9 protein-coding genes are annotated in these 12,003 nt (G+C 53.8%); 1 reads left to right on the top strand and 8 read right to left on the bottom strand.

What is annotated here, in order from left to right; translation table 11 throughout:
- Nucleotides 1-12: 12 nt before the first annotated feature.
- From CLFS41_RS06450 to ruvA, 5 genes are all read right to left on the bottom strand, one after another.
- A complete protein-coding gene (locus CLFS41_RS06450) occupies nt 13-1,359 on the bottom strand; it encodes an FtsW/RodA/SpoVE family cell cycle protein (RefSeq protein WP_045091796.1) in 1,347 nt (448 codons plus the stop codon).
- Nucleotides 1,360-1,364: 5 nt separating this feature from the next.
- Nucleotides 1,365-3,596, bottom strand: coding sequence for a DUF3656 domain-containing protein (locus CLFS41_RS06445; protein WP_045091795.1), 2,232 nt, complete (start codon nt 3,594-3,596; stop codon nt 1,365-1,367).
- A 98-nt stretch (nt 3,597-3,694) separates the two neighbouring features.
- The gene (zapA, locus tag CLFS41_RS06440; RefSeq protein ID WP_045091794.1) at nt 3,695-4,540 is read right to left on the bottom strand and encodes a cell division protein ZapA; all 846 of its coding nucleotides are present in this window, start codon (nt 4,538-4,540) and stop codon (nt 3,695-3,697) included.
- 104 nt (nt 4,541-4,644) lie between these two features.
- Nucleotides 4,645-5,637 carry a Holliday junction branch migration DNA helicase RuvB gene (ruvB, locus tag CLFS41_RS06435; protein ID WP_007863258.1) on the bottom strand — a complete coding sequence of 331 codons (993 nt, stop codon included), beginning with the start codon at nt 5,635-5,637 and terminating at the stop codon, nt 4,645-4,647.
- A gap of 85 nt (nt 5,638-5,722) precedes the next feature.
- Nucleotides 5,723-6,352: a Holliday junction branch migration protein RuvA gene (ruvA, locus tag CLFS41_RS06430; RefSeq protein WP_045091822.1), complete on the bottom strand. Its 630-nt coding sequence runs from the start codon at nt 6,350-6,352 to the stop codon at nt 5,723-5,725.
- 185 nt (nt 6,353-6,537) lie between these two features.
- On the opposite strand from ruvA, the gene CLFS41_RS06425 reads away from it, so the two are divergent.
- Entirely contained in the window at nt 6,538-7,635 is a 1,098-nt protein-coding gene (locus tag CLFS41_RS06425; RefSeq protein WP_045091793.1) for a ribonuclease H-like domain-containing protein, read from the top strand.
- A gap of 58 nt (nt 7,636-7,693) precedes the next feature.
- Here the strand turns inward: CLFS41_RS06425 and CLFS41_RS06420 are convergent, their stop codons facing one another.
- The 3 genes from CLFS41_RS06420 to CLFS41_RS06410 all read right to left on the bottom strand — a co-directional run bounded on the left by CLFS41_RS06420 (nt 7,694) and on the right by CLFS41_RS06410 (nt 11,992).
- A complete protein-coding gene (locus tag CLFS41_RS06420) occupies nt 7,694-8,908 on the bottom strand; it encodes an ROK family transcriptional regulator (RefSeq protein WP_161797483.1) in 1,215 nt (404 codons plus the stop codon).
- A 119-nt stretch (nt 8,909-9,027) separates the two neighbouring features.
- Nucleotides 9,028-10,479 carry a sulfatase-like hydrolase/transferase gene (locus CLFS41_RS06415; RefSeq protein ID WP_045091791.1) on the bottom strand — a complete coding sequence of 484 codons (1,452 nt, stop codon included), beginning with the start codon at nt 10,477-10,479 and terminating at the stop codon, nt 9,028-9,030.
- Nucleotides 10,480-10,495: 16 nt separating this feature from the next.
- Nucleotides 10,496-11,992, bottom strand: coding sequence for a tripartite tricarboxylate transporter permease (locus CLFS41_RS06410; protein WP_007863265.1), 1,497 nt, complete (start codon nt 11,990-11,992; stop codon nt 10,496-10,498).
- Nucleotides 11,993-12,003: the final 11 nt, after the last annotated feature.

Below are 12,003 nucleotides of genomic sequence, written 5' to 3'. Positions count from 1 at the left end.
GCGGACCAGGTTCTAGCCTTCCTCCAGCTCCTCCTGGTCATTGCGCTTCAATATATACAATCCCTGGATCATGCCAAACAGGATAAATGTGCTGAGTATGGAGCTTCCCCCATAACTTACAAAGGGCAGGGTCACCCCGGTGGAGGGAATGAACTTTGTCACGCCGCCCACGGTCAGGAATACCTGGATTATATATTCCATCCCCAGGCCAAAGGCGATCAGTTTATAAAATACAGCCTGCATGCTGGTGGCGATCATCATGAACTGGATAAAACATCCCAGGCAGATGAGGAGCACACAGATGGCAAAGATGCCTCCCATCTCCTCGGACACAGCGGAAAAGATAAAATCCTTTTCCACCACAGGGATCTTTCCCGGCATCCCCTGGCAGAGTCCCATGCCGAACCAGCCGCCCGTGCCAATGGCAAACAGGGACTGGGTGATCTGATACCCCTTGTTGTCAATATCCGCCCAGGGATTGCTCCAGGCCAGGACCCTGCGCTTAACATGGTCAAACAGCTGGTAGGCCCCCACGGACGCACCCGCTCCCAGAATGGTTCCCGCCCCCAGATAAAACCAGTTATTGGTGGCCACAAACAACATGAGCAGGTAGGTGATAAAAAAGATCAGAGCGCCCCCAAGGTCCTTGGACAACACCATAATAAGCACATGGGCAGCCGCCACAGCGGTTGCTGTCACAACTGTCTTAAAGTCCGTGGACTGGTAAAACATGGAGGCTGTAAAGAGCACAAAGGTGAGTTTCACAAACTCGGAGGGCTGTACGGAAAATCCTCCAAACGTCAGGGACAGCTGGGCGCCAAAGCTTTCATTTCCAGTGAGGTATACAATAAGAAGCACCAGGATCCCGGCTCCCGCGTACACCCACTGAAGCTTATACAGCTGCCACACCCGCTCCATCACATAGGGGACCAGCCAGGACAAAGCCGCTGATATGACCACGATCACAAACTGGCGCACCGCCTTATCCAGCCCCTTGTCCAAGGACAGCCTGGTGAGCATGATAAAACCCACGCAAAGCAGCATGCACGTATTGTTCACCAGCAGACGGGAGACATTCCGGTACAGGAAACGGTACATATAGATATAGCACAGAAAGAACACCACCTGGGCCACGTAAAATGCAATGAGCATCATCTTAACGCTTTCATTCCCGGTCTTTAAGTACATGACCAGGTACGCCAGAAAATGGATGGAAAACATGGCCCGGTTCTGTCCGCCGCACACCCTCCGCTTCTTTTCCATATCCTGAAAGGAAAAAAAGCGGAAGTTGGCATAGGTGTAAACCGCCATCAGCAGTATCATCAGATATTTTGAAACCTCAACGATCAGATTGGTCATAAACGTCACTCCACTCCGCGCTTAAAATGTCCCCTGGTAAAATCCTTAAAGGGAGGTTCAGCCGTTTCCCCGCCCATAAAGGCCTTGGAAAACGCTTCCAGTACCTTACCTGTCTGCTGCCCGTCCTCCACTGTAAACTGAAGACGGACACGAGCTGTACCCATGCGCCGGATCAGGCCTTCATTTCCCAGCAAAGACAGGGGGGACGGATTGTAGATGGTATTGTAACAGAAATGGCAGTGATTTTTCACCATTAATACTGCCCCGGTCCGGTCCTTCATCCTTAACAGGCCGCGTTTATGGGTACATGACTTAACGGTCCTGGTTATGCATTGGGCCGACACCATCATGGGCGCATATCCGTATACCACCAGTTCTCCCGGCACCCCGGCACGGCTGCAGGCCGCAAGCACAGGCTCCAGTTCCCGGCTGTTAAGCTCCCACGGCATGGTCACTGCCCGGGGTTCCCTTGAAGCCAGTTCGCCAATGGTCCTGCTGTTCCAGGCGTAAACAGACGCGTCCGTTATAAACGGCAGGGCGATCTGCTGGTCCTCCAGCCACCGGATCTCTTCCAGGGCGCGGACCACCACTCCGTCAAAGCCTGCATGTTTAAGTTCCGTCATATGGTCTTTAAAAAACACAAGGGCATGGCTCCTGAAAATATGGGGCAGGGTGAGATAACAGGATTTCCCCCTCTTATGACACCGGTCCGCCGTACCCTTCCACGTGTCCGGACCGAACCCATCCGCATCCACATACACATCGGAAACCTCCTGCTGCCTCAGTGCGGGTTCCAGCTGGCAGGGCTCCTCCAGGGAAACGGCAAGGATCCAGGGTTGGGCTGCCGGCTTCTCTGACAGATCAGTCCTGTCTTTGTTTTCAGACAGCACTCCCTCTTTAGACATCCCCGGCCCGCGTCTATACTCCTTCAGTATGGCGGACTGCAGGGATTCCAAGCCGGATCTTCGCAGTTCGTTCAGGGCCTGCACAGGCAGGAACAGATCTCCCTTCAGCTCTGCGCTCAGACGTTCAAAGACAAATGGCGTGTTGCCTGTTTTGTTCAGCTGTTTTAATACTTTTTCCTCTGTCATGGGCTGCTTCTGTGCCGCCTCGGGCGCCTGCCCGCTGACAGCCGCCTTAACACCGCCACAGCTTAGGGTCATGACAGACGGCTTTCCTGTCTCTAGAATCACATGGCCGCTGACAGGCTCCTTTTGCTGTGCGGTCACATAGGTGCGGTCCAGATAATCAAAAAGCTTCTGGTTCCCCTCCCTGAATTCCGGCTTTTCCTTAAGTGCCACCATATCCCGTCCATTGTGGGCTTCATAATACCCTGAGGTAAACCCTCCGCGGTCGAACAGGTCCAGAAGCATCTTCCGGTCCGCCTCCTCTACTCGGTACCCCCTTCTTCCCTGTTCCAGGTAGAGGTCCACGTACCTGCGGTAAACACTCACCACCCCGGCCGTGTATCTGGGGCTTTTCATCCTGCCCTCTATCTTCAGGGAATACACGCCGGAATCAATGATATCCGGCAGTATGTCCAGGGTACAGAGGTCTTTCAGGCTCAGGACATGCTTTTCATTCTCCCGGTTCAGGGCGGCAGATTTACCCTCCCCGCCCTCATACACCCGGTAGGGAAGACGGCAGGGCTGGGCGCACCTTCCCCTGTTCCCGCTTCTTCCTCCGATAAGGCTGCTCATCAGGCATTGGCCTGAATAGCAGTAACACAGGGCGCCATGGACAAAACTTTCAATCTCCACATCCACCTGCTCATGGACGCGGCGTATCTCATCCAGGGACATTTCCCTGGAAGTCACCACCCGGTTGCAGCCAAGGTCTCTTAGCATTCTGGCTCCATACACGCTGGTGATGGTCATCTGAGTGCTGGCATGCAGCTCCAGGCCGGGGAAATTCTCCTTCATGACCTGTAACGCTCCCAGGTCCTGCACGATCACTCCGTCCAGTCCCTGATCATAGTAGGGCTTCATGTATGCCGCCAGCTCTTTTAGCTCCGATTCCTTAAACAGGGTATTGACCGTCATATACAGCCTGCGTCCGTGCAGATGCACATGATCAATGGCCTCCACAAGCCCCTTTTCATCCGGATTATCCGCATAGGCCCTGGCCCCGAACCGGCTGCCTCCCATATAAACCGCATCTGCGCCAGCCGCCACAGCCGCCTTCATGCTCTCCCATGAACCGGCCGGCGCCAGTATTTCCACCTGTCTTTTTTCCATATTCCTACAACCTTTCCTGAAAGAAAAAATGCCTCACGTATCCCCATGAGACATCCCCCTGTATCTGTCACAGCGTCCGGGCAAAAGCCCGTGCTGCCTTATCTGCGCCCGCCCCTGTGTGAATTGGCCTTCTTAGCTGCCTGCAAGGCCCTTTTTGCAAGCTCCTCATCGGAAATGCCTGCGGTCTGCGCGGTCTGTAATGTAGCTGCAGCTTCAGCTGCTCCGGTCTGCTCCGGTCTGCTGCCTGAACTGCTTTCCCTTTTGTCTGTCGTGTCCTGTTCCCGGGCAGCCTGTCCCTGTGCTTCCTGCTCCCGCATCCTGTCTTCCTGCGCCTGGATCCTGTTTTCCTGCGCCGGGATCCTGTCTTCCTGCGCCGGGTCCGGCATCTCTGTCCCCCCTGCATCCGCAGTCTTTGCTGCCTGGGTCACTGCTTCCACCGTCTCCACCAGTTCTGCCTCAGAGACAGTCTTAACATCTGATACCATTTTTACCTGAGAGAGTTCCCCTTCCTCCATGCTGCTCTTAAGGGCTTCGTACTCCTCCCTGACTTCCTTTAATTCCCCTTCCATCTGGGCTATGGTCCTGGTAAAGCGGTCCAGCTCCTTCTGCCGTTCCTCCAGATCCTTTAACACTGCCTCCAGCTTCATCTGGGTGCTTACCAGCTCATGCTTTAAGCTGTATGTTTCTTTCTCCATGTCATTCTTCTGGCGTTCCATGCCCTCGCCCCATTCCATGGCTTTGAAATAGTCATCGGCAATGTTCAGTTCCGTCATGACCATCTGATAATCCGCGTTCTGCTTTGTAAAACCGGGCAGTCTGCGCATCTGGGCGTTCTTGTCATTTACATAGCTGGCAGCCTTCTGAAGGTATGCCTCCTCCTCGATCCCGCCCAATGTATATATCTTTCCATCTATTAAAACCTGTGTATAATTCTTAGAATCCATTCTGCTCTCCTGTTTTTCGTGACACCGATCCGGTGCCGTATCATGTCTGACGACATTATACCATATCATATCCAAAGCCTCAAGACCGTGTATACAGCGTTTTTCTACATTTTAAGTCCCAGATGGTGATAGGCCGATTCCGTTGCCATGCGGCCTCTTGGAGTCCTGTTGATCAGGCCGTTCATGAGCAGGTACGGTTCGTACACTTCCTCCAGTGTGCCGGAATCCTCTCCCAGGGCGGCTGCCAGGGTATCCAATCCCACCGGACCGCCGGAAAATTTTTCAATGATCATCAGCAGGATATTCCTGTCATTCTGATCCAGCCCCAGCTTGTCCACATCCATGATATCCAGCGCAAAATCAGTTACTTCCTTTGTGATCACACCGTCATATTTGACCTGTGCAAAATCCCTGACCCGCTTTAAAAGACGGTTGGCCAGCCTGGGGGTACCCCGTGACCGTCTGGCTAACTCCAGGGCCCCCGACTCCTCGATCTCCACCCCCAGCACACGGGCTGAGTGAAGGATGATGGTGGTCAGCTCCCCGGGAGAATAAAACTCCAGCCTCTGCACTACACCAAACCGGTCCCGCAGCGGCGCTGTAAGAAGGCCGGCCCTGGTGGTGGCCCCCACCAGTGTAAAATGAGGCAGGTCCAAACGTATGGACCTGGCAGTGGAGTCCTTTCCCAGCATAATGTCAATGGCAAAATCCTCCATGGCCGGGTACAGCACTTCCTCCACCTGCCGGTTGAGGCGGTGGATCTCATCCACAAACAGCACATCCCCCTCCTGGAGATTGTTGAGGATGGCGGCCATCTCACCCGGCTTCTCAATGGCCGGCCCGCTGGTCACCTTCATATTGCTTCCCATCTCATTGGCAATGATCCCCGCAAGGGTGGTCTTGCCCAGCCCAGGAGGGCCGTAAAACAGCACATGGTCCAGGGCCTCATTCCGGTTCCTGGCCGCCTCTATATATACATTCAGGGTGGACTTAAGCTTTTCCTGCCCCACATAATCCTTAAGACACTGGGGGCGCAGGGTAACCTCCATGCGTTCTTCCTCCGCCGTCACTTCCGTTGTTATAATTCTGCGTTCCATACACACCTCAACCAATCATTATCATCCGCCCTTGCCCTCAGCGGCCAGGGGGACCTTTGTTTTCCCTTGCCTACTGCAGATTTGCTTACAGGAAAGACAGATGCTTTAAGGATGCCTTTAACACATCCTCGGATGTCATCCCATCCACGATCTCCACCTGTTTCACAGCCCTTGACGCCTCTGAGTTGGTATACCCCAGGGCCACCAAAGCCTGGACCGCCTCCTTAGCCGCTTCCGCCAGCCCGGCCATGGCGGCCGCACCGGAACCTGTCCCCAGATCCGTCCCTGAAGCCATGGACCCCAGCACATCCTCCATGGATATCTTGTCCTTCAGATCCAAGATCATCCTCTGGGCTGTCTTGGTCCCGATCCCCGGAGCCTTTGCCAGGGCTTTCACATCCTCGCTCACAATGGCAAGCCTCAGGTCATCCGGCCTGAGCACGGATAAGATGCCCAGGGCGCCCTTTGGCCCGATCCCGTTTACCCCCAGCAGCTGCCGGAACATGTCCCTGTCCTGGGGATGGAGAAAACCATACAACGTCATGGCGTCCTCCCTCACCTGAAAATATGTATAAACCGTCACTTCCTGCCCCAGCCCCGGCAGTTCCGGAAGCAGGGAAACAGGCACATGGACAGCCAGTCCCAGGCTGCCGGCCTCCACCACGATCACATCCTCTTCAATGCCCATAAGAGGCCCTTTTACGTATGAAATCATATCTTGTTCCCATTCTTTCTCTGTTTCATTTCCTGCCATTCATCATAACATACCCCTTATCCCAATGCAAGCGGGTCGAACAAATATTCTGTTTCGGCCACTTGCATCAGAAGGGATTATGGGTTAAACTACCTTCAGTATACAAGGAAAACTGACAAACCACAGATCACAAAGGAGTGATACCCATGATAACCATCAAGCATCCCGTTGACCTGCCTGATACATATCCCCTGGAGCGGATCGGCGCCCTCCGGGACCTGCTGTTTTTTGACATTGAGACCACTGGATTTTCCGGGGACACCTCACAGCTCTACCTGATCGGCTGTACCTACCATGACGGCTTTGGCTGGAAGCTGGTCCAGTGGTTTGCGGACACCAGGGAATCGGAAGCCCAGCTGCTAACCACATTTTTCACATTCATGGAACGGTTTAAGGTGCTGGTGCATTTTAACGGAGACGGGTTTGATATCCCATACCTGCTGAAATGCTGCAGACGGCTGGGCCTGGATTACAATTTTGACAATATTGCCAGCGTGGATATTTACAAAAAAATAAAGCCCTACCGCAAGCTTTTGGGCCTTGAGAATATGAAGCAGAAATCCATCGAGCAGTTCTTAGGCGTGTCCCGGGAGGACAAATACTCCGGCGGACAGCTCATTGAGGTGTACAGGGATTACCTGGTCACCCACGAATCCTTTCTGTATGACCTCCTGATCCTGCACAATGAGGATGACTTAAAGGGAATGCCCTCCATCCTTCCCATCCTCAATTATGCGGATATGATGGAAGCGCCCTTTGCCCTGGACTCACAGCAGCTCTACTGCGCGGACGGCATTACCGGTCCCTTTCTGAACCTGACCTGGAAAAGTCCCTATTCCATCCCGGTTCCCCTGGAATACGACACCGCCCCGGTGAGCCTGGAGCTCCACCGGGACGTGCTGACATGCAATATTGCCCTGTATCAGGGTGAACTGAAGTACTTTTATCCCAATTACAGGGATTACTACTACCTGCCCTTTGAGGACACGGCGGTCCACAAAAGCGTGGGCGAATACGTGGATAAGGATGCCAGGAAAAAGGCCACTGCCCGCACCTGTTATTCAAAGAAGTGCGGCCTGTTCCTGCCCCAGTTCGGCCCGCTGTGGTCCCCCTGCCTGAAGGAGGATTACAAAGCGCCCCTTGACTATGTGGCATATTCCCCGGACCTGCTCTCCGACTCAGATACAGCGGACTCATATGCCCGCCAGATACTGGACTACATAAGCCATAAGCGGGAAGCATAAGTTCCGTTCTCCAAAAGGCCTTGAGGGGAACAAACGCACCTTACCGTACCTGTGCGGTTTAGGAATGCTGCACAGGAGGCCTTCCATGTATCAGCTTTTCCAGAAGCATGGCTCCGGCTCCCACGGTAAGGGAGTTGGAAAAGCTCCCCAGGCGCTGGAAGGTCACATCCTGATTGCCGGTAAAGCCAAGGCGTGCCCGGGCTGTTTTGACCGCCGTATCATAATACAGTTCCGACTCCTTGACCATAAGCCCTGCCAGGATGACCTTGTCCGGGCAGATGATATTGATGTAATTGGCCAGGGCGATCCCCAGCATATGCGCCTTATCCGTAATGGCATTCACTGCGGGAATGTCATTGACACGGGCAGCAGCGCACACCTGCTGGATTGTTACATGGTCCACATCCCCCCCAATCATGGTGCTGTGGCCCCGTTTTACCTCTTTGGAAAACCCTTCCAGGACAGCGGGTATGGCCGCATAGCAGTTAAGGCACCCGTATTGTCCGCACTGGCATAGGGGGCCATCGTAGTTGATGACCATATGGCCAAAGGCATCCTCGAAAAACGGGGAGTTCCCTGTAATATGTCCATTCTGTATCACAGCGGACCGGATATTCATGGCACACAGCACATAGATGATGTTGCTGCTGTCCCGCGCCTTTCCGTGATTATATTCCAGCATGGCGGCTGCGTTGATCCCTTTTTCCGCATACAGTGTCAGGGGGATCTCCTCCTGCAACCGCTGCAGGATCGGGTAGCCGTCCCACTGCTCATTCATGTACTGTATAATGGGCTTATAGAGCACACCCTGCTCATTCTTGATGGCGCCGAACACGCTGACCCCCATCCCCAGGAAGCGGTTCTCATCCGCCCCCAGAAAAGCAAGCTGATTCCGGTAGACCTGTCCAATGCGGGCGATTATTTCATCCGGCGTATCCTTGGCTCCTATGGAAATGCTGTCGATCTTCAGCACATGGAGCGCCATGTCCACCACTGCGACCTCACAGTAGATGGTGGATATATTGACACAACAGATCAGATAGCTTTGGCTGTTGATGGAATAAAGGACGGGTTTTCTCCCTCCGGAAGAATCCGCCACACCGCTTTCCAGGACCAGCCCCTTTTCACACAGCTCAGTCATATAGCGGTTAACGGTGGAGATTCCCTTGCCCATACAGCGGCAGATATCCGCCTTGGTGGCAGGATTGTTGCGCAGTACATAAGAAAAAGCATCCAATGCCCCCTCTGAGAGCTGTAATGAATCCCACTGCATAACATATTCCCCCATTTCGTTAACTTTCTTTTTCTGCAACCCAACTTGATCATTGTCATCATTATATCGGACTTCAAAGGATTTTGTCAACGGATGGATAGGGAGGAAAAGAGGACGATTCACTTCTTCTCCAGATCAGGAATCGGTGAAAACAGGGATGGATGGAATGTTTTCAGAAATGCTTCCTGACCGCCAAACCGGTCTAACAGCGCCCTCTGGGCAATCCGTGCATCCTCTTCCGCCTTTTCAGGGTCCACCAGGGTGCGAAGTTCCTTCTCCATTCTTCTTATCACTTCACAATACTCCGGGTCCCCGGCCAGATCCCTGCATTCCTCCGGGTCCTCCTTCAGGTCAAAGAGCTGGGGTCGTTCCCCCACATAGTGGATATATTTAAAGGGTCCCCTGCGCAGCATAAACTCCCCGGTATAGATGCCAAAGCCCAGATATTCGGAATACACCGCCCGCTCCGGCTCCTCCTTTCCCCCTGCAAACGCAAGAAGGGAACGGCCGGGCAGTCTCCTGTCCTCCTCACACATCACACCTCCCAGACACTCAATGGCAGTGGGGTAAATATCCACCAGGGATACCCCTGTGGCGTTCCGCTTCCCTTTCCGGATGCCGGGCCCGCTAAAGATCATGGGAATGGAAACGCTTCCCTCGTACATGGTGGACTTAAAGAACAGCCCATGCTCCCCCATGGTATCGCCATGGTCCGTGCAGTACAGGACGCGGGTGTTTTTATCCAGCCCCGTCTCCTTCAGCGCCTTAAGGACCACGCCCACCTGGGCATCCAGGAACGAACAAAGCCCATAATAGATGCGGATGGCATTGCGTTTCACGGAATCAGGAAGATCCTCCTGGCAGCAGTAACGGCGGTAATCATCCACCACCGGATGATGGGGCCATTCTTCCCGGTTAAACTGCACGGGAAGCGGAAGGGCCTCGGGGTCAGGGTAAAGATCCACATATTCCTGCGGCACGACCAGCGGAAAATGGGGAGCCACAAAACCGGCCATCAGCGCAAAGGGGCTTTTGGAGACACTGCCCTCTGTTCTTAAAAATTCAGCCGCCCGCCTGGCCACCTCCCTGTCATACCTGGTGTAATCAGATTCCCCGGCCCTGGCCTCCTCCAGGGCTTTGCAAAACTGGGGCCTGGTGATCTGTCTGTCACGGATTTCCCCGTACACATCCCCAATCCCGTCCTTAATATGAAGAGGAATGCGCTGGTCCGGGAAACCGGTCTCCGGCATGTCCCCCTTAAAATGCAGCTTTCCAATGGTGGTCACTGAAAATCCCTGTTCTGTCAGACGGCTGCCCCAGCTTTTGACCTTTCCGTCATAAGCATAGGCATTGTCCCAGTAGCCGTGGCGGGACCCGTAATCCCCAATGGCCATGGATGCCCGGGAGGGCACGCATACGGGACAGTTTGCATACGCGGCGTCAAAGCAGACCCCATCGGCCGCCAGCGCATCCAGACAGGGGGTTTTGACTGCCGGATTGCCATAGCAGCCCAGCATATGTTTGCTGTGCTGGTCGCTGAATAAAATTAAAAGATTGGTTGCTTCAGTCATTGTTCCACTACTCCATTCATGAATTTATTTTCGTCTTCTGCCGGGTGCGGATCGTGCGCACGATCTGAATAATGAGCAGTAAAATAGTGAGCACAAGTACTGTTCCGGAGATCGGACGGGTAAAAAAGTTAAAAAATGTTCCATAGCTGGACATCATGCCCCTGCGGAAATTAAGTTCAATAATGGGGCCCAGTACAAATCCCAGCACAATGGGTGCAGGAGGGAACTCAAACCAGCTCAGCCCATATCCCACAATGGCAAAAAACAGAATGGACCATACGTCAAAGATGCGGTTGTTCATGGCAAATGCCCCAATGCTGGCCAGGACCATCACAACTGGAAGCAATATGTTCTTTGGAATGGAAAGCAGTTTCAGGAATACAGGCAGGCCGTAGATCTGGATCAGGAGCATCATGATGTTTGCCACGATCAGGATCGCAAACATTGCATAGATCACATCGGAATACGTGTCAAAAAGCAGCGGACCCGGCGTGATGCCCTTGAGCATAAAGGCGGCCAGCAGCATGGTGGTGCCTGCGTCCCCGGGGATTCCCATGGTCAGAAGGGGGATCAGCGCTCCTCCGGACACCGCGTTGTTGGCAGTCTCCGATGCGATCAGACCGTCAATACAGCCCGTCCCATAGCGCTCCGGATGCTTGGACATTTTCTTGGATACGGAATAAGCGATCAGGTTGGAAATGGCTGCCCCCAGACCTGGAAGGATCCCGATCCCCACTCCCAGCAGGGAGGACACGGTAAAATTCTTAAACTGTTCCCTAAACTCCTTCCATGTGACTCCCAGCCCCTTTGACTTATAATTCAGGGGCTTCATGTCTCCCTGGTCGGAGGCTGCAGCCACCTTCAGCACTTCGGCCACTGCATAGATGCCGATCATCAGGGGAAGCAGCTTCAGGCCGCCGTCCAGGCTGGTCAGCCCAAAGGTGTATCGCCGCACCGTGTCCACGGGAGCCATTCCTATGGTGGTGAACATGACTCCGATAAGTGCGCTGACCAATCCCTTTACAATGGATTTGCCTGAAAGGCTGGAGATCAAAAGCAGGGACAAAACCGCAATGGAGAAATATTCCTCATAACTGAATTTAAGCGCCCACTTGGCCAGTATGGGAGAGATCAAAAACAGCGCCGCCAGGCTGACCATGCCTCCAAGGAACGAATACAGGGTGCCCACGCGGATAGCCCGGCCTCCCTCTCCCCGAAGTGCCATGGGATGACCGTCAAAGGTGGTGGCCACAGAGGCCGGCGTACCAGGTATATTAATGAGGATGGCCGTGATCAGGCCCCCGGAAATGCTGCCTATGTAAATCCCCAAAAGCAGGGACATGCCATTGACGATCCCCATGCTATAGGTAAGGGGCAGTGCCAGGGCAATTCCCATGGAGGATGTCATACCCGGGCTGGCTCCGAAAAAGATGCCCAGAAATGTGCCCAAAAGTCCAAGGAGCAGGCACAGCGGATTCATAATCTGCGAAAAACCTATGATATAATTTGCCATAATCTCCTCCC

Origin of the sequence: Clostridium sp. FS41, from assembly GCF_000954015.1 — a bacterium.
GTDB lineage: Bacteria > Bacillota > Clostridia > Lachnospirales > Lachnospiraceae > Enterocloster > Enterocloster citroniae.
The sequence above is the reverse complement of the archived record's forward strand: the minus strand, read 5'-3'. Positions and strand labels throughout refer to the sequence as shown.